Origin of the sequence: Luteitalea sp. TBR-22 (assembly GCF_016865485.1) — a bacterium.
Classification (GTDB): Bacteria; Acidobacteriota; Vicinamibacteria; order Vicinamibacterales; family Vicinamibacteraceae; genus Luteitalea.
On record NZ_AP024452.1, the window covers coordinates 3,842,273 to 3,861,235 of the forward strand.

An 18,963-nucleotide genomic window follows, 5' to 3' on the forward strand; every position below is an offset into this window, starting at 1 on the left:
TAGATCCACCGGATGCAGGACACGAAGCTCTTCGAAACGATCCTCGGCTTGCAGGCGCCCTGGCACATCGCACGGGTGGCGTTGGACACCTCGGGCGAGCGCGTCGATCTGTGGGTGGAGCATGCCGCGGACACGCGCTGGACGTGCCCGGACTGCGGGACGGCGGCGCCGGGCCATGACCATGCCGAGGAGCGGGTCTGGCGGCATCTCGACACCTGCCAGTACCAGACCTTCCTGCATGCGCGGGTGCCGCGCGTCGACTGTCCCACGCACGGCGTTCGGCAGGTCGGGGTGCCTTGGGCGGCGCCGCGGAGCCGATTCACGCTGCTGCTCGAGCGGCTCATTATCGACCTCATCACGCAGTGCAGCACGGTCACGGGCGCGTGCCGGATCGCGCGCGTCACGTGGGACGAGGCGTGGGGGGTGATGGACCGCGCGGTGGCGCGGGGGCTCCAGCGGCGCACCGCGGCGCCGCGGCGCTACCTGGGCGTCGACGAGAAGGCGTTTCGCAAGGGGCAGCGGTATCACACGATCGTGTGTGACCTCGAGACCGCGACCGTGCAGCACGTCGCCGAGGACCGGACGGCAGCGAGCCTGCAGGGCTACTACGCGCAGCTGACCACCGAGCAGCGCGAGGCGCTGCAGGCCGTCGCGATGGACATGTGGCCGGCCTACATCCGGGCCACCGTCGACGGCCTGCCGCAGGGCGACACCAAGATCGTGTTCGATCGCTTTCACATCATGCGCGAGATGACGCGCGCGGTGGACACCGTGCGCAAGCAGGAGCATCGGACCTTCCTGCGCGAGCAGGGCACCTCGCCCCTCACCGGCACGAAATACCTCTGGCTCTACGGCGAGGACCGTCTGCCCGCCGATCGCACGGACGCGTTCGCGGCGCTGCAGGGGCAGCACCTGAAAGTCGGCCGCGCCTGGGCGATCAAGGAGCTGTTACGCGACCTCTGGACCTACCGGCAGGGCGCCGCGGTCCGCCGCTTCTTCGCCCGCTGGTACGGGTGGGCGATCCGCTCGCGCCTGGAACCCGTCAAGCAGGTGGCCCGCATGCTCCACCGGCACCTCGACGGCGTGCTGCGCTACGTCAGGCACCCCATCACCAACGGCGTGGCCGAAGGCCTCAACAGCAAGATCATGAGCATCAAGCGCAAGGCCGGCGGCTTCCGCAATGCCCACCACTTCACCACCGCCATCTACTTTCACTGCGGCGGCCTGGACCTCTACCCACGCTGATCCCGGAAGAGGCACAATTTGAAATTGGAAATTTGAAATTCTCGTGGGGCGCGGCTTCGCCGGCGCCCCTCGAAGCAGCGTCGAGCGGCAAGGCCGACAGGCCGGCCGCCGATCAATTTCAAATTTCAAACTTCGAATTGCCGCCGCTCCTGAAGGGTTGCGTCAGCAATCGATCGATCCGCTGCTCTGCCGCCTCCCCGAACTGCCCCACGCCGAGCGTCATCGTCTCGTGCGACTGCCGCGGCTGCGCGCGGTACGTGCCGAAGAGGCGGTCCCACCACGGCACGTTGAAGCCGTAGTTGCTGTCGGCCTCGCCGCGGTCCACCGAGTGATGCACGCGGTGCATGTCGGGCGTCACCAGGAGCCATCGGACCACCCGGTCGGCGCCCGGCGACAGCCGCAGGTTCGCGTGGTTGAACATCGACGTCGCGTTGAGGAGCACCTCGAAGAGCACGACGGCCCCCGCCGGCGCGCCGAGCGCGACGATCACCATGCCCTTCCAGGCCAGCGACAACAGGTACTCGACGGGATGGAAGCGCACGCCGGTGGTCACGTCCACGTCCACGTCGGCGTGGTGCACCCGGTGCAGCGGCCACAACACGTCCACCTTGTGCATGGCGACGTGCTGGGCCCAGATGGCGAGATCGAGCACGAGCACTGTCGTCGCCCAGGCGATCACGGGCGGCGCGGAGACGGCCGGCAGCACGCCCCACCCGTGCCGAGCCGCGACGACGGCGGCGGTGACCGCGCCGGCCGGCGCAACCACCCGCATCGCCGCCGCGCCCACCGCGACCAGCCCCAGGTTGTGCGGCCAGCGCTGCGCGCGCCGGAGTGCCCTGGGGCGGCGCGGCCGGATCGCCTCGGCAATCGCCACCGCCCCGAGCACGCCGGCGAAAACCGCCAACCGGACCATCGTCTCGCCCTGCATCACCCTCCCAGAGTATGCTGTGCCGGTTCCCCGCCCCGTGCCGGCGTCCGCCGCCAGTGCCCGCCGACACCCGTCGGGCCAGCCGTCTTCACCGTACGACGCTCACGGAGAGTGCCATGACCCGCCAACCCTCGCGGCGACGTTTCCTCACCCAATCGGCGGCCGGCGCGGCTGCCACCCTCGGCGCCGCCTCGACCGCTTCGTCCGTGCTGTCCGCGCAGTCGCAGGATCGTGTTGCCGGCGCCAACCGGCGCGTCCGCGTCGCGCTCATCGGCTGCGGTGGCATGGGCAACAGCGACCTCCGCGACATGCTCAAGTCGGGCGCGCAGCTCGTGGCGCTGTGCGACGTCGACGACCGGCAGGTCGCCAAGACGGCCGCGTCGATCAGCAAGCAGTTCAGCCAGACCGCCGAGTTCACCACGCGCGACTTCCGCAAGGTGCTCGACCGCAAGGACATCGATGCGGTGATCGTGGCCACGCCAGATCACTGGCACGCGTTGCCGACGGTGCTGGCCTGCCAGGCGGGCAAGGACGTCTACGTCGAGAAGCCGCTGGCGCTGACCATCGGCGAGGGCCGCGTGATGGTCGACGCCGCGCGCACCTACGGACGCGTGGTGCAGATGGGCACGCAGCAGCGCAGCGCCAAGCACTTCACCGATGCGGTCGAGTACGTGAAGAGCGGCGCACTGGGCAAGATCCGCGTCGTGAAGACGTGGGCCTACCAGGACTGGATGGGCAACATCCCGGTGAAGCCCGATGGACCGGCCCCGGCCGAGGTGGACTACGACATGTGGCTCGGGCCGGCCAGGCTGCGGCCGTTCAACGAGAACCGCTTCCACTTCAACTTCCGCTGGTACTACGACTACTCGGGCGGCCTGATGACCGACTGGGGCGCCCACATGATCGACATCGCCAACTGGGGGATGGGTGTGAAGGCGCCGAAGTCCGCGGTGTCGGTGGGCGGCAAGTTCGGCTTCCCCGATGATGCCGAGGAGACGCCCGACACGCAGCAGGCGCTGTGGGAGTGCGACGGGTTCTCGATGATGTGGGAGCACGCCACGTCGATCGGCCAGGGCCCATACATGCGCGATCACGGCGTCGCGTTCCACGGCAACAACGGCGTGCTGGTCGTCGACCGCGGCGGCTGGGAAGTGCTGCCCGAGACCGAGACGGTCAAGGGCAAGAAGTCGTACCGGATGATCGGCGAGCCGCGGAAGGGCACCGGCGGCGAGGACTCGCACCTCAAGCACGTGCAGGACTTCCTCGACTGCATGGACACGCGAAAGGCGCCGCGCTCCGACGTCGAGGTCGGCCACAACTCGATGATTGCCTGCCACCTGGCCAACATCGCATTCCGGCTGAACCGCCGCGTGCAGTGGGACGCCGACAAGGAGCAGTTCGTCGGCGACGCCGAGGCGCAGAAACTGGTGATGCCGACGTACCGCGCCCCGTGGTCGCTGCCGAAGATCACGCGCGCCACGTCGTCGGCGTCACGGTAGTCCCAGTGGGTAGGGACGGCTCTCCGAGCCGTCCGCCCCCCCCCCGATCCAATTCCGCTTCCTCGACTGCCGACCGCCGACTGCCCACTGCCGGTCACCCGACTCCCGACTCCCGATTCCCGATTCCCGTCTACTCGTCCATGCCCCTGCTCTCGTCGCCCACCTCCCGTCGCCAGTTCCTCGCCGCCACCGCGGGCGCGGCTGCCGCAACCCTCACCTTCCCGTCGATCGTGCGAGGCGCGCAGGCCAGCGGCGCACGCCCCCTCCGGCTCGCGCTGTTGTCGGACACGCACATCCCTGCCGACCCGGCCGAGCGCTATCGCGGGTACTCACCCGTCGAAAACCTCGCGAAGGTCGTGCCGCAGGTTGCGGCCGCCAAAGTCGAGGGCGTGCTGATCGGCGGCGACCTCGCGCGCCTCGAGGGGCTGCCGGCCGACTACGCACGGTTGAAGGACATGCTGGCCCCCATCACCTCGACGCTCCCGGTCGGCATGGTGCTCGGCAACCACGACCATCGCGCCAACTTCCTGCAGGCATTCGGCGCCTCGGCCGCCGCGCCCGTGGCGAACAAGCACACGTCCACGGTCGACAAGGGCGGCTTGCGCTTCGTGCTGCTCGACTCGCTGCTGTCTCCGAACGTCACCCCGGGGCAACTCGGGAGCGCCCAGCGCGACTGGTTGGCCAGGCACCTTGCCGCCTCGTCCGCGACACCGACAGTCGTGGTCGTCCACCACACCCTCGGCGCGAGCGACGGCGAACTCGTGGACGCCGAACGACTCTTCGACGTGCTGCGCCCGCACAAACAGGTGAAGGCCGTGATGTACGGCCACTCGCACAAGTACGAGGTGAAGGAGCGCGACGGCCTGCAGTTGATCAACCTGCCGGCCGTGGCGTACCCGTTCGCCGACAGCGAGCCGGTCGGCTGGGTGGAGTCGGTGTGGACCAGCGACGGCGTGGACCTCACGCTGCGCAGCGTCGGCGGCAACCAGGCCGCCAACGGCCAGACCACGTCGGTGCACTGGGCGCGGTAGGTTCACGACGGCCGACCTGGCGGTCGGCCACCACGTCCCGTGGATTTCGTGGCCGTCGACCTTCAGGTCGACGATCAGAGTTCCCTTGCCAGTGCTGACCGTCGCCCAAGGGCGACGGCTACACCTGACTCCTGGCGACGGCTACACCTGACTTCTAGGGCACGCGGACGAAGCGCACGCTGCCGGCGACGTCGGTCAGGCCGACGACGACGAAGGGGCGCGGCGGCTCGCTCGACGCCGGCGGGGCAGCCATCGGCTCGGATGTCCACTCGACGACGAACCCGCCGGGTTCGCTGGTGACCCGCGTGATGCGCGGCGTTGCCGGTGCCTCGTCCTCCGACACGACGGCGAGCAGCGTGACGCGATCGAAGTCGATGTTCGGCGCCGCCTGGCGGGTCGGCAGCGTGCGCCAGAAGCCGCGCCACTCCTCTTCGGTGACGATCACCAGCGGACCGCGGTGCGCCGAACGCGTGAGCGGACCACTCGCCACCGACAGCGGTGTGAGCGCGCGCGGCGCGCTCGTCGTCGACGGGGCGGCCGGCGGCGCTGTGGCGGACGACTCGGTGGCGGGCATCGCCGTGCTGCCGGCAGTCGGCACGACGCGGGATGCGACCGGCGCGGCGAGCGCGCCGACTTCGAAGCGCACCGGAATCGCATGGGCGCGCGGCCGGCCCTCGGCCCGCTGCCGCGCCTCCACGACCAGCGTGTAGCCGCCAGCCGGCACGCCCTCGGTCGTCACGACGCCCGTGGCGCGCAGCCGCCCCTCGCCCGCCGCTTCGACCCGTGCCGCCACGTCGCGCACGCTGCTGCCCGACGCGTCGAGCAGGCGCGCGCGCACCTCGGCCCGATCGCCGCGCACCGCATCCCCCGCCACCTCGACCTGGTACGCCAGCGGGTGCCCGGGCGGGAACGTGCGGGCCAGTGTCGGTCGCACGCCGTCGGCGTCCTCGCCGAGCAGCGTGGGCACGCCGAGCACGAGGTCACCCGACGGCTTCCGCATGTCGATCGGGTGCAGCAGCAGTCCCGTGCGCTGTCCGTCCGGCGTGGACGCCGCCACCCGCAATTGGTACTGCCCCGGCGCCAGCGTGAGCGTGATGCTGCCTTCCCACGCGAAGTCCGCCGAGGGTCGGCTCATCGCGAACCGCTCGACGCTGCCGACCTTGCCCGTGTCGTCGGCGGCCAGCACCAGCAGGTCGATCGACGGGGCGTCGATCGCCGTGTCGGGCTCAACGCGGAGCGTCACGAGGGCGCGGGCCGGTCCGTCGCTGGCAAACTGCGGCGCGACGTGAACCCGCAAGGCCAGTGTGCCGAACGGCACGCCGCCGCGGATGACCTCAGCGAGTCGGCTGGTTGCCACGTCTGGCGACGCGGCCGGCGACGGCGCCTCTTCGCGGCGAGGCTCGACGACGAAGGCGCGGCGCGAGGAGACCTTCAGGCCGCGACGCTTCACCTTCACCTCGATGCGATGCCGTCCCTCGATGGCCGAGGCCGCCGACTCGTAGGCGATCACGTACGAGGCGAGGTTCTGCCGCACGACCTCCGCCGCCAGCTTCTCGACGTTGTTGGCGTTCTGGATCCAGCGGCCGCCGGTGTCGCGGGCGATCTGGGTGAGCGGGATGCGCACCATGTCGTCGGTGCCGAGCGATATCGTGGAACCACCCCTGCCCTGGAAGGTCGTGTCAGCAGTTCCCACGCGCATGCGGCCACCAGTGCCGCGGTCGTTGAACACCGGCTTGCCCTCGGTCGGAGCGAAGTTCTCCCGAGGGTCGATGGCGTAGACCGTCACGTCGCCACGGAGCAGGCGCTGAAGCCCGGCGAACTGGGCGTCGCCATTCCCCCTGGGGTCGAGGGGCGACACGCCCATGTCGGTGACGAACCAGAACAGGACCTTTCGACGGGAGCCGGTCCGCGAAAACAGTTCGCCAACGGCCGAGAGCGCGCCGGCGCGCCGCGCGGCTCGAGTCGGATCGGCACAATCAGGCGAGTTGACGACGTCCGAACCGACACCGCACGGGGCGTCGACACTACTCGGCGTGGTGGAGATGGCCATCGGATTCTTCACGCCACCGCCCACCGGCAGATACTGCCCGCGAAACGCCTTCACGCGGTCGGCGTGCCCCTGGTTCGGACGCCCCAAGGTGATCAGCCCGCCACCTTCCCCGCTGGAGTTCACCACGCTGACCAGCGCGTCCTTCGGGATGGCTTCGAGCACGCCGAGACCGGCGCGGATGGCGCGGTGCGAGTCGTAGGGGCTGATGTTGAGGTCGTCGAGCAGCAGCACGAAGGCGGGCGCGTCGGCGAGATCGCGATTGGTCACGACCTCATCGAGTCGCGTCCCTGCCGGGAGCCCTGGCGTGGGTGGCGCGGGCGCGCTGGCGCGCGTCGCATCGAGGAAGCGCACCGAGGCGAGGGGCCGCGGCTCGCCGTCCTCGAACACCTCGAAGTCGTCCCTGGTGAGGCCGGTGACGACCTTCTCGTCGTCGCCGGTCACGACGGCCGAGACCTCGACGAGCGAGATGCCGCCGCGGAACGTCGGCCGCTCCTGCGGCGTGGGTTGCTGCGCGAGCGCGGTCAGCGTAAGAGCCGCCACGCCCGCGACCACGAGGACGATGTCCCTGGCGCGCGTGCGGATACCTGGTCGCACGTACATGAGCAAGCGCAATTCGGAATTCGGCATTCGGAATTGCAGGGCGGAGCCTTTCAGCGCCCTGCTACGGCGCCATCAGCTTCTTCGCCTCGGGGTCCACGAAGGCCGTGGGCTTGGGTGACTGGTTCAACGCCAGCAGGGCCGCCGCGTTGGCCGGCGCCCCGGCGTCGACGGCGATGTCCAGGTACATGGACCCGCCGCGCCCGGTGTGCTGATCGACGGTGGCCACGCGCACCTGATGCAGGCCCGGCTCCAGGTCGATGCACCAGATCGTGCGCAGCCCCAGCTCGCCCAGCATCGCGACCTGCTGCGGGCCGACCTTCAGCTCCGCCTTCTTCTGGGTCGCGTTGGCGATCTTGCCGTTGTCGTCGATGCTCAGGATCGCCTGCTCGATCTGGAGCCGTTCGTCCTGCACGCCGTCGACCAGCGGACCACCCGCCGTCTCGGTCACGACGGCATAGCGGGTCTTCCCCTTGCGCTCGCCGATCGCAATCATCTGCACCACCATCGGCAGCGCATCGATGGGCACGATGCCCGACAGCAGCGTCCGCATGTTCGGCGACAGGCTGCCGGGCACCTTCAGTGTGTCGGGGTCGGCGGGCGGGGGCATGTAGCCCTTGCGCGTATAGACCTTCACACCCGGTCGCTTCACCCGCACCTGGATCGGCCGGACCTTGCTGCCCTTCACTTCCTTGTCGGGCTCGTAGCTCACGACGTAGTAGTCGCTGGCGTCGCGCAGCACCCGGTCGACGGCCTCTCCCAGGTCGTTGGTGTCGACCAGGGACACGCCGCCGGTCAAGGCCGCAAGGTCGCGCAGCTGGTTCTTGGCCTGCACGAACTGCGTGATGACGTTGCTGAGGTCCTCGTGCGCGACTTCGCGACCGCCGAAGCCACGGGTGCCGGCCTCGCTCCCGATGTCGATCTGCCTGGTGAACCCCTCGATCATGCGGTCGGTGGGCAGGTCCAGGCCGGCTGGATTCATCGGATAGATGGCCAGGTCGGCCACCGATGCCTGGGCCAGCGCGTCCATCATGGCCCGCGTCGTGTCGCCGCTGAGGCTGCCCGACGTCGTGATCGCGCCGCCGACAGATGACCCCTCGGTGAGGAACACCAGCGACTTGCGCCGGCCGCTCACGTCGCGGACGGCGGCCGCGATGCGGCCGATGGCCTCGTAGGTGTCCTCGAGGCGCATCGCCCTCTGCTGTTCCGAGGCGGCCAGTCCCGGCGTCCGCGTGCCGTTGAGCAGCGGGTTGGAGAAGGTCTGCGGCGTCTGGCGCATCTCCAGCGTCGGATCCGGCAGCCGCAGCCCGCCGAACGAGTCGATGATCTCGAGCGCCCGGCGGCGGTCGCGCACGAAGCCTGCCGTGGACATGGTGGGCGCGCTGGTCAGGCCGACGAAGAGGAGGTCGGATGGCGCCAGGCTGGCCACCAGGTAACGGGCCGCCTCGCGCGCCTTCTGCGTACGCCGGGCGTCGATGTGCAGGTCGTCGATCAGGATCCCGATGACCCGCGAGGAGGAACTCCACGCGTTGGTCACCAGCGCCGTGCCGGCGTTCGGGTCGGTCGCCGACTCCACCGTGTCGAGCGGGATCGATCCGCCGTGGTACGTGTACGCGACGAACGACTGCAGTTCCTGCTTCCGCCCGTCGTCGAAGATCTCGAAGTCGTCGGCCCGAAGGTCGCGGACCGGCTTGCCTTCCGCATCGACGACGAGCGCACTGACCTCGACGCGGGTGACCTTCATCCGGAAGGTCGGCCGCCCCTCGCCAGCGACATTGGTGTCGAGCGGCAACGTCGGCAGGTCACGCGAGGTCGGCTGGTTCCGCATGCCGCTCATGATCTGGGCGGACGCGATCGACGACAGGCACAGCACGGCACACGCCACGAGGGGCGCAACGCGGAGAGTCATGGTTCGTACCTCGACGCGGGCAGCGGCAGGGGTTGTCTGTAGTGTACTGCCGGAATGCCGGGACCGCCGCGGCGCGTCGAGCGGCGCTGGCGTCGTGCGAGGGGACGGACGAGGGATGGACGAGCCCCGAAGGCCGACGGCAGCCCGACCGAGGCCGGCCGGGTCAGTCCATGACATGCTTCAGGACGCGGGCGCCACCGCGGCAGAACGGAGCACGTCGTGAACGATGTCGTGAGGTCCCTCACCGCGTGGGCCACGTTTGCCGGCGGAGTGCTGGTGATCGCCGTCCTGTACTGGGCCCAGGCCGTGCTGGTGCCGTTCGCGCTGGCCGTCCTGTTGACGTTCGTGTTGACGCCGCCGGTGTCGTGGCTGGAGCGGTGGGTCGGTCGCGTCGCGGCGGTGCTGGTGGCCGTGACCATCGTCTTCGCGACGCTCGGACTCGCCGGATGGGCGCTGAGCAGGCAGGCCGACGAACTCGCCGCGAGCCTGCCCGGCTATCGGGCCAACATCCGCGCGAAGATCGCCGACGTGCGTGGCGCCAGCAAGGGCGGCACCGTCGAGAAGATCCAGGAAACGATCGAGGGCATCCGGACCGACCTCGGCGCAGAGACTCCCGCAGGCACGCCATCGCGTCCGGTCGTGGTCACCTCGACGCCATCCACCGGCTTTCCGGGCTTCACGTGGCTGGGTCCCATCGTCGGGCCGCTGGGCACGGCAGGACTGGTGGCCGCGCTGGTCATCTTCATGCTGCTCGAGCGACGCGAGTTGCGCGACCGCCTGATCGGGCTGATTGGCGGCGGCCGGCTCGCCACCACCACCCGGGCCTTCGACGAGGCGGCCCGCCGGGTGAGCCGACAGCTGCTGATGCAGAGCCTCGTGAGCGTGCTGTGGGGCGCCATGGCGCTGACCGTGCTCTACCTGTTGCACGTGCCCTACGCGCTGGTCTTCGCGGCGCTCGGGGCGGCGCTGCGCTTCATCCCGTACGTGGGTCCCATCGTCGGCGCGGGTGCGCCCGTCCTGGTCAGCCTGGCCGCGCTCGAAGGCTGGGTAGGCCCGCTGACCGTCCTAGGCCTCTTCGTCGCGCTGGAACTGTTCACGAACCTCGTGCTCGAGACCGTCTTGTATGCCGGGGCCGTGGGTGTCTCGCAGGTGGCCCTGCTGGTGTCGGTCGCGTTCTGGACGTGGCTCTGGGGACCGCTCGGCCTGCTCATGGCCTCGCCGCTCACCGTGTGCCTGGTGGTCATCGGCAAGCACGTGCCGGGGCTGGCATTCATCGGCATGCTGATCGCCGACACCGGCGTGCTCGCCGAGGATGCCGGCTACTACCAGCGCCTGCTGGCCCGCGACCAGGGCGAAGCGGCCGAGATGATCGACCGCCACATCGCCAGCGGCCCACCCGAATCGGTCTTCGACGCGCTGATGCTGCCGGCGCTCGGGTACGCCGAGCGCGATCGGATCGAGGAACGCCTGTCGCAGGACGAAGAGGCCGCGATCATCGAGGCGACACGCGAACTGCTGGCGGACGCCGTCGAGGGGATGCGGCGCGACGCCGCGCGAGCGGCCGTCGCCGCCCAGGCCCCCGCACCCCCCGCGACATCCGGCGACGTGGTGCCTGCGACGCAGCAGGCACCAATCGCAGTCCTGGGCTATGCAGTCAACGGCCCGGCCGACGAAGTGGCGCTCGCGATGCTGGCCGAACTGTGTGCCGGCCTTCCGCTCAGGGTCGAGATCACGCGCACGCGCATGCTGGCGGCCGAGCTGATTGCGCTGGTCAGGGAGGGGCCGTTCTCCATCGTGTGCTTCGCCGACCTGCCGCCGAGCCCGTCGTCCAAGACGCGCTACCTCGTCAAGCGCCTTCGGTCGGCGCTTCCGGAGGTGCGCATCGCCGTCGGACGATGGGGACCGGCCGTGCTGGCCGACGAGGGCGGCGAAGCCCTGCTCAGGGCGGGTGCCAGTCACCTGGCCTCCACCCTGATCGACAGCCGGGACTACCTGCGCGGGCTCACGGCCGACGCGCCCGGCTAGGTCGCCGTCAGCTCTCCTGCGGCTCGTATTCCCGACGGGGCGGAAGCTCGGTCAGGATGCGGCGCGCCCTGGCGTCGTAGCCCAGCGCGCGGCCTTCCTTGTACGACTGCACGCCGAGCTGAATGGCGACGGTCACCTGCCAGCCCTTGCGCACATCGTAGATGGGCGCCTGACGGCTGCGCATGCTCTCGAGCCAGTTGTCCACGAGGTCCTGCTGGGGCTCCTCGGTGGTGATCTCCACCTCGGTCAGGCCGTCGTTGGCCTCCTTGAACTGCTTCTCGAACGTCCGCTCCGCCTTGATCACGGCGCGTCCTCCGATGGCGCCGCGGGGCGCCTGCCCGGCCGCCGGACGCACCGCCGGCAGCACCTGCAGGGTGCCCCAGTTGCCGTACACGGTGATCGGTGCCGAACTCTCGTTGGCCATGCACGAGACCATGTTGAAGCAGTACTCGCCGGGGTATTCGACGGTCGTCATGTACGTGTCGGGCACCTGCCGGTTCTTCTGCACGTAGATGCCGCCGGCGCCCACCACCCGCGTCGGGAAGTCGAAGCCGACGATGGCGCTCAGCGCGCCGAGGCGATGGAACAGCAGGTCGGTGGCGTTGCCGCCCGAGTAGTCCCAGAACTTGCGCCACCGGAAGTAGCGTTCCTTGCTGAACGGCCGCTTGCGCGCCCCGCCGAGCCAGGCCTGCCAGTCGAGGTTCTCAGCCGTCACCGGTGCGTCGGGCCAGGGCTCGCTGCCAATGCCCGGGATCGGGTAGTCCCACATGCCCTCGGTAGTGTTGCGGTTGTAGCTGATGAAGCCCCACACCACCTTGCCCATCTTCCCGGCCTTCACGTACGCGTGGAGCTTCTGGTGCAGCGGCGAGTTCAAACCCGAGCCGCCGACCTGCAGCATGCGGCCCGTCTGCTGCACGTGGTCGTGCAGCTTCGCGGCCTCGTCGATCGTGTACGTCATCGGCTTCTCGAGGTACACGTCCTTGCCCGCCAGCAGCGCGGCGCGGGCGATCGGGTAGTGCAGGTGGTCCGGGACGACGATGACGACGCCGTCGATGTCGGGGCGCGCGAGCAACGCGCGATAGTCGCGACCGGCGCGCTCGGCGCCTGTCCTGGCCTTCGCGTTGTCGACGCGCGGCTGCCAGACGTCGCACACCTCCACGAAGTCGATGTCGCCGACGCGGTCACGCCGCGGGAAGAAGCCGCGACGCAGCAGGTCCTGGAACTGCATGCCGCAGCCGATGAAACCCAGCCGGATGCGATCGTTGGCGCCGAGCACGCGGCTGGCCGACTTAGCGGCCGGTTGAACGGCGCCGGCAGGGCGCGCGGTGCTCAGGAGTGTGGCACCGGCAACGGTGCCGGCCGCCGAGTGGAGGAACTGACGACGAGTGGAGGGGCGCATGGGGGGACAGCATAGTCCGGGAATCGGGAGTCGGGAATCGGGAGTCGGGAATCGGGAGTCGGGAATCGGGAGTCGGGAGTCGGGAGTCGCGGACCGGGCTCCGGGGGACGGGGGCCTGGGACGGGGGCCGGGCTCAAGGGCTCCGGCCGTCGACATCGGCGCTCAGGGCTTCGGGATGTCGAGGTCGAGGAAGACGCTGCCGGTGCGGTCGAGGGCAACGCTTCGCACGGCCACGCGCAACTGGTAGCGACCGGGCTTCAAGGGCTCGAACACGAGGTCGGGAGGCGTCAGGGTCGCGTCGTGGGCCACGACCTTGGCACGTCCTCCGTCTTTGGCCACCGTCTTTCCCTTCATGTCGACGACCACCGCGAGCACCTCGAGGATGTCGCGCGGCGGCAGCGGGACGCCCGGTGCATCGACGGCCGTCAGCGCAAGCGTGACACTCGTCCGCTTTCCCTTGGCGACGAGCCTGCCCGCCGCCTCGAGGCCGATCGCGTTCGACGGCACGACGGCGGCGACCGCGACTCCCAGTGGCTTCTCGTCGCGCAGGCGTTCGAACTGCGGGTCGCTGACGCGGGCGTACGACGAGCGGACCCGGACGGTCACGCCCGGGCGACGGACCTGCACCGTCACGCTACGCAGGCGGTCGTCCAGGGCGTCGTCAGGCGGGATGTATCGCAATACATAACCGCCGCTGGCGGCCTGGACCACCCGTCGGGCCGCAAGATCCGGCTGGCGTTCCGACACGTACACGCCGCCGCTCTCGCGCGCGATCACGCGGGTGGCGGCGCGCGGATCGTCGGACGTCACGAACTCGTGCATGCGGGCGGTGGGCCCGACGAGTCGGTCGGCCGCGTTCACACGACGCGCGAGGCCCTCGTCGAAGGCGGTCGGATCGACCACGTGCACGGTCACCCCGCTGCGCTGCACGCGCACGAGTGTCTCGCGCCACTCGTCGTACCGCGCCAGCTCACTCCCGCTGCCGGCACCCTGGAGCGCCCGGCGATGATCGTCGGTGAGCGCCACGCCCATGCCACGCGTGACCAGCACCATCGTGCCCCGAGCGGTGCTGGCCCGGCCCAGCATCGACGCCGCGTTGCCGACCGAGGAAATGAGCAGGTTGTCGGCCGAGGTGAGATCGAGCCGCGGCGGCGCCAGCGGCGGTGGACCGCCGACGAGCTCACGCTGATGCTCAAGCGTCCCGGCGAAGACCGGCACGCGCTGCCCATCGAACTCGCGCGTGAAGCGCAGCGCCGCGATGGCCTCACGCAGCGCACCGCGGTCTCGTGTGAACTCGCGCGCCGCCCGTCGGTCGCCGCTGGTAGGGACGAGGGCCAGCCAGTCATCAGGCGCCACGCCTTCCACGAGGGCCAGCACGCACGCCTTCATCTGCTCGCGCAGGAACCCGGGCGTGCGCAGGTCGTCCACCAGGAGGACCCAGGCGCGGGCTCGGGTGCCGTGGCGATTGGTCGCGCGAACGACGCCAGCCTCCGGGGGCACGAGGTCCGCGGGCCCGGAAGGCGCGGTGCCGGCCGCCGCTTGCGGTGATCCGAGGGAGCGATCGGGCGCGTCCACCCCGATCAGCACTTGCGCCACGTCGTCCTCACGCACCACGAAGTCGTCGCGCCCGAGGCCCGTCACCGGCTGCCCCGCGGCATCGGTGACGTGCACTTCGAGCTCGGTCACGACCGTGCGCGAGCGGAACGTCGGCGGACGCTGCTGCGCGAGTGCCACTCCATGAGCGGCACCGAGGAGCCACGTGCAGGCGAGGGCCGTCAGGCGACGCCACATCATGATTCGATGTCGGTAGTGTAGCGTGCGGTGGTCCTCGCGACAGCGACCGTCGAGCCGAAGCTCGACGGCGACAATGTGCCGCGAGTGCGTCCCGACCCGCGACCCGCGATCGGCGAACGGCGATTCCCGATTCCCCATTCCCGACTCCCGCGCTAGGATGCTCCCCATCCAAGGAGTCACCGTGCGCACGCGCCTGCTCTTCCCGCTGCTGACCGGGGCCTGCACGGCCCTGCTGGCCTTCACCTCGCTCGGCGCTCGCCAGGGCCCGGCGGCCGACATCGCGATGGACGGCGACGACATCGCCGGCGTCGTGACCGGGCCGAAGGGACCCGAAGCCGGCGTCTGGGTGATCGCCGAGACCACCGGCCTTCCCACCAAGTTCGCGCGCATCGTCGTCACCGACGACAAGGGCCGCTATCTCATTCCCGACCTGCCGAAGGCCAGCTACCAGGTGTGGGTGCGCGGGTACGGGCTGGTGGACTCGCCGAAGACCACGGCGACGCCGGGCGCGCGGCTGCCGCTCAAGGCGGTGGTGGCGCCGAACGCGAAGGCCGCAGCCCACTACTACCCGGCCGGCTACTGGCTGTCGCTGCTGGAAGTGCCCGCGCCGTCGGAGTTCCCGGGCACCGGCGGCAAGGGCAACGGCATCCAGCCGGGCATCACCTCGCAACAGCAGTACCTGCGCATCCTCAAGTCAGGTGGCTGCACCACGTGCCACCAGCTCGGCACGATTGGCACGCGTGAGATTCCGGCCAACCTCGGGCACTTCAACACGTCACTCGACGCCTGGGAGCGCCGGCTCGCGTCGGGCCAGGCCGGGGCACAGATGATCGGCACGATGAACCAGGTCGGCATCCGGTTCCTCAAGGAGTTCGCTGCCTGGACCGATCGCATCAAGGCCGGCGCCGTGCCGCCGGCGCCGCCGCGTCCGCAGGGCATCGAGCGCAATGCCGTCATCACGTTGTGGGACTGGGCCGATCCGAAGCACTACCTGCACGACGAGGTGTCCACCGACCGCCGCAACCCGACGATCAACGCCAACGGGCCGTTGTACGGCGCCCTCGAGCTGAGCGCCGACTACGTCCCGGTGCTCGATCCGGTCACGCACACGGCCAGCCGCATCCCGCTGAGCGTGCGCGACCCGAACACGCCGGCGACGCCGCCCGACATGGCGCAGCCGTCGCCCTACTGGGGCACCGAGCCGATCTGGAACAGCAAGAACAACGTGCACAACCCGATGCTCGATCACCAGGGCCGGCTCTGGCTGACGTCGGCGGTGCGTGCGTTCGACAACCCCGATTGGTGCAAGGCGGGCTCCGACCATCCGTCGGCGAAGCTGTTCCCGATCAACCGCTCGAGCCGCCACCTGCAGATGTACGACCCGAAGACGAAGAAGCTCACGCACATCGGCACCTGCTTCGGAACCCACCACCTCGCCTTCGCCGAGGACGCCAACCACACGCTGTGGACGAGTGGCGGTGGCCAGGTCGTCGGCTGGCTCAACACGAAGCTGTTCGAGGAGACGGGCGACGAGGCGAAGGCGCAGGGGTGGACCGCGCTGATCATCGACACCAACGGCAACGGCAAGCGCGACGCGTACGTCGAGCCGAACGAGCCGGTCGATCCGACGAAGGACAAGCGGTACAACGGCGCCTTCTATTCCGTGCAGCCCGCGCTCGACGGATCGATCTGGGGGTCGGTGCTCGGCTTCCCCGGCGCCGCCGTGCGCCTCGTGCCTGGCAGCAACCCGCCGGAGACGACGCTGGTGGAGGTGTACGAACCGCCGTTCAAGGACCCGGACCCGAAGAAGCAGGGGTTCTCGCCCCGCGGCATGGACGTCGATCGCAACGGCGTGGTGTGGGCGGCGCTGGCGAGCGGTCACATGGCGAGCTTCGATCGCCGCAAGTGCACGGGCCCGCTGAACGGCCCGAACGCCACCGGCCAGCACTGCCCCGAGGGCTGGACGCTGTACACCGAGCCGGTGCCGCAGTTGAAGGGCGTCACGGCCACGGGCAGTGCCGAGGCCAGCTACTACACGTGGGTGGACTGGTTCGACACGCTCGGCCTCGGCAAGAACACGCCGATCAACACCGGGAATGCGTCCGAGGGTCTGCTCGCACTGAAGGACGGCAAGTGGGTCGTGCTGCGCGTGCCCTATCCGCTCGGCTACTACACCAAGTGGATGGACGGTCGCATCGACGACCCCAACGCCGGCTGGAAGGGACGCGGCCTGTGGTCCACGGTGAGCACCCGCGCGCCGTTCCACATGGAAGGCGGCAAGGGCACGGCGCCGAAGATCGTCCGCTTCCAGTTGCGGCCGGACCCGCTCGCCAAGTGAGCGCAGCGTCACCCCTCGCGGAGACGTGGGCCATCGGCGCCCGCGTCTCCACCTACCTGCTGGCGGGTGTGCCTGCGGCGGCGCTCGACGGGTCGCCGTCGGGCAAGGGGCGCACCGTGCGTGACCTGTTCGCGCACATCCACGACGTGCGACTGCTGTGGCTCAAGGCGGCGCGGCCCGACCTGATGGAGGGCCTGGCGAAGATCGGGTCGGGCAGCACGGCCGATCACGCTGCACTGGCCGCGGCGCTCGACGCGTCAGCCGCCGCCATCGAACGGATGGTCGCCGAGGCGGCGGCGGGCGACGGGCGCGTCAAGGGGTTCAAGCCGCACGCGACGGCGTTTGTCGGCTACCTGTTGTCGCACGAAGCCCATCATCGCGGGCAGATCACGCAGGCGCTCCGGATTGCCGGCATGCCGCTCGACAAGAAGGTCTCGTTCGGGCTGTGGGAGTGGGGCGTGCGCTGAGCCCACGCCGCTCCGACGTGCGCGTCAGGGCAGCGCCTCGAGGCGACGCAGCACCTGCTGACGTCGCTCGTCCTTGCCCGCCACCGACAGGACCAGGTGGAGATCCTTCAGCACCGCCTTGGCGTTGAGGGCCGGGCCGACGCCGCCGTTGGCGAGTGGCTGATCCCAGTCGACGCGGCTGCCGACCTGTTGCAGGGTGTCGAGGAACCCATCGATCACTCGCGGGTCGGCATCGTCGCGACGCAACACCGAGGCGGCGGCCCTGGAGAGACGCTCGTCCTCGCCCCACTGGAACACCGTTGGCGCAGACGTGACGGTGATGGCGACGGCGTCGAGCAGCAGCCGTTGATGCGCCGTCGTCAGGAGCGGGTGGCGGCCGAGGAACTTCAGCAGGTCGGCCGTGTGTGCCGTGACGTGTACCCACCCCAGTCCGGGCTCGAAGCCCCGCCGGTCGGTGTTGGTCCGCAGTTGGTGCGACCCGAGGTCGACCAGCGCCGACACGGTGGAGGCGTCGAGGGCGTGCTGGCCGAGGTCGGCGGCCACCACGAGCGAGAGCCCGAGCGCGCTGAACGAGCGGTACAGCACCGCATCTCCGCCCTCGGGAACGGCACCGGCACGCAGCCCCGGCAACCACGCGGTCGCCAGGCGCTGGAGATCGGCATTGGACAGCCGCTTCTCGCGGACGACCCAGCGAGCGGTGATCCCGTAGCCACACCGGTCGCGCAGCACCGGGTCGGGATCCCCGAAATGACGTCCCAGTTCCAGCAGCAGGTCGACCGGCGCCTGCCCCAGCGGCACCGCGTACTCACTCTCGACGATGGCCGTCCAGAACGATCGGGGACGTCGGCCGGTGACGCCCGTCGCCACGCCCTGGGTCGCGCCGAGGCCACGCACCGACAACAGCACGCCCACGGCGGACAGGCCGGTGGCCAGCACGGCTCGCCGCCCCTGCCCCTCGATTGGCGCCATGCTCGCCTCCTACCTGATGACCGTGATCTCCCTGAACAGTACGGTCTGCGGCTCGTGGTGGTTCTGGATGCCGATGTAACCGACATCCGGTCGGCGGCCACGCACCGGCTCGTACGAGTGCTCGCGCGGCGGTACCGTCGAGCCTTCCACGAAGTCGTTCACGAGCACGCCATTGAGGCGCACCATCGTGCGAGGGCCGCGCAACTCGATCTCCATCGTGTTCCACTCGCCCACCGGCTTCTGCGGCTTGGCCAGGGCCGGACTCATCGAGTAGATCGCGCCGGTCGTGTGCCACGAGGTGCCGAACTTCTTCTGGTGCTCGGACAGCACGTAGTTGGACGGGAAATTCTCCAGGATCTGGATCTCGTAGCCGGTGTGCACCGCCTGCCACGCGTCCTTCGGCGGCTCGGGGATGCGCACGAAGATCCCGGAGTTGTCGTCGACCGTTGTCGTGCGATAGACGACGCGGATCACGCAGTCGCCGAACTTCTCGCCGGCGTAGTACAGCAACCCCATGCCGCCGACCGTCTTCAGCAGGCCGTTCTCGACGACGACCTGTCCGGCGCCGACGTGCGTCCAGCCCGTGAGGTCGCGCCCGTTGAACAGGGGGCGTTCCTCGGCATGGGTCACGTGGGCCGAGAGGGTCAGGGCCAGGGCGAGGACGACGCTGCGCATGCGCCGCACTTTACCGCAAGGCCCCGAGGCCGAGTCG

At 70.0% G+C, this 18,963-nt stretch carries 13 protein-coding genes; 6 read left to right on the forward strand and 7 right to left on the reverse strand.

Going from position 1 to position 18,963, the window contains the following annotated elements:
* Nucleotides 1-12 precede the first annotated feature (12 nt).
* Nucleotides 13-1,245, forward strand: a complete 1,233-nt coding sequence (locus tag TBR22_RS16120) for an ISL3 family transposase (protein WP_239488874.1) — start codon at nt 13-15, stop codon at nt 1,243-1,245.
* 118 nt (nt 1,246-1,363) lie between these two features.
* On the opposite strand, the gene TBR22_RS16125 is transcribed toward TBR22_RS16120, so the two are convergent.
* Complete coding sequence (locus tag TBR22_RS16125) at nt 1,364-2,173, reverse strand: sterol desaturase family protein (RefSeq protein WP_239488875.1); 810 nt, start codon at nt 2,171-2,173, stop codon at nt 1,364-1,366.
* Nucleotides 2,174-2,289: 116 nt separating this feature from the next.
* Here TBR22_RS16125 and TBR22_RS16130 point away from each other — a divergent pair, with 116 nt between their 5' ends.
* Both TBR22_RS16130 and TBR22_RS16135 read left to right on the forward strand, forming a co-directional pair.
* The gene (locus TBR22_RS16130; protein ID WP_239488876.1) at nt 2,290-3,672 is read left to right on the forward strand and encodes a Gfo/Idh/MocA family protein; all 1,383 of its coding nucleotides are present in this window, start codon (nt 2,290-2,292) and stop codon (nt 3,670-3,672) included.
* Nucleotides 3,673-3,812: 140 nt separating this feature from the next.
* Nucleotides 3,813-4,703 (forward strand): metallophosphoesterase, encoded by an 891-nt coding sequence (locus TBR22_RS16135; RefSeq protein WP_239488877.1) that lies wholly within the window; start codon nt 3,813-3,815, stop codon nt 4,701-4,703.
* A gap of 154 nt (nt 4,704-4,857) precedes the next feature.
* Here TBR22_RS16135 and TBR22_RS16140 read toward each other — a convergent pair whose 3' ends face one another.
* Both TBR22_RS16140 and TBR22_RS16145 read right to left on the reverse strand, forming a co-directional pair.
* Complete coding sequence (locus TBR22_RS16140) at nt 4,858-7,353, reverse strand: VWA domain-containing protein (RefSeq protein ID WP_239488878.1); 2,496 nt, start codon at nt 7,351-7,353, stop codon at nt 4,858-4,860.
* 61 nt (nt 7,354-7,414) lie between these two features.
* A complete protein-coding gene (locus TBR22_RS16145; protein WP_239488879.1) occupies nt 7,415-9,259 on the reverse strand; it encodes a VWA domain-containing protein in 1,845 nt (614 codons plus the stop codon).
* A gap of 219 nt (nt 9,260-9,478) precedes the next feature.
* On the opposite strand from TBR22_RS16145, the gene TBR22_RS16150 reads away from it, so the two are divergent.
* On the forward strand, nt 9,479-11,284 hold the full coding sequence (locus TBR22_RS16150) for an AI-2E family transporter (RefSeq protein ID WP_239488880.1): 1,806 nt from the start codon (nt 9,479-9,481) through the stop codon (nt 11,282-11,284).
* Between the two features lie 7 nt (nt 11,285-11,291).
* Here the strand turns inward: TBR22_RS16150 and TBR22_RS16155 are convergent, their stop codons facing one another.
* Both TBR22_RS16155 and TBR22_RS16160 read right to left on the reverse strand, forming a co-directional pair.
* Nucleotides 11,292-12,683 carry a Gfo/Idh/MocA family protein gene (locus tag TBR22_RS16155; RefSeq protein ID WP_239488881.1) on the reverse strand — a complete coding sequence of 464 codons (1,392 nt, stop codon included), beginning with the start codon at nt 12,681-12,683 and terminating at the stop codon, nt 11,292-11,294.
* 162 nt (nt 12,684-12,845) lie between these two features.
* The gene (locus tag TBR22_RS16160) at nt 12,846-14,477 is read right to left on the reverse strand and encodes a VWA domain-containing protein (protein ID WP_239488882.1); all 1,632 of its coding nucleotides are present in this window, start codon (nt 14,475-14,477) and stop codon (nt 12,846-12,848) included.
* A gap of 181 nt (nt 14,478-14,658) precedes the next feature.
* Here TBR22_RS16160 and TBR22_RS16165 point away from each other — a divergent pair, with 181 nt between their 5' ends.
* Both TBR22_RS16165 and TBR22_RS16170 read left to right on the forward strand, forming a co-directional pair.
* A complete protein-coding gene (locus TBR22_RS16165) occupies nt 14,659-16,815 on the forward strand; it encodes a carboxypeptidase-like regulatory domain-containing protein (RefSeq protein ID WP_239488883.1) in 2,157 nt (718 codons plus the stop codon).
* Nucleotides 16,812-17,282 (forward strand): DinB family protein, encoded by a 471-nt coding sequence (locus TBR22_RS16170; RefSeq protein WP_239488884.1) that lies wholly within the window; start codon nt 16,812-16,814, stop codon nt 17,280-17,282. Before TBR22_RS16165 ends, TBR22_RS16170 begins: the two co-directional genes overlap by 4 nt.
* 24 nt (nt 17,283-17,306) lie before the next feature.
* On the opposite strand, the gene TBR22_RS16175 is transcribed toward TBR22_RS16170, so the two are convergent.
* Both TBR22_RS16175 and TBR22_RS16180 read right to left on the reverse strand, forming a co-directional pair.
* Nucleotides 17,307-18,251, reverse strand: a complete 945-nt coding sequence (locus TBR22_RS16175; protein WP_239488885.1) for a DUF2785 domain-containing protein — start codon at nt 18,249-18,251, stop codon at nt 17,307-17,309.
* A 9-nt stretch (nt 18,252-18,260) separates the two neighbouring features.
* Nucleotides 18,261-18,926: a DUF1080 domain-containing protein gene (locus tag TBR22_RS16180; protein ID WP_239488886.1), complete on the reverse strand. Its 666-nt coding sequence runs from the start codon at nt 18,924-18,926 to the stop codon at nt 18,261-18,263.
* Nucleotides 18,927-18,963 lie beyond the last annotated feature (37 nt).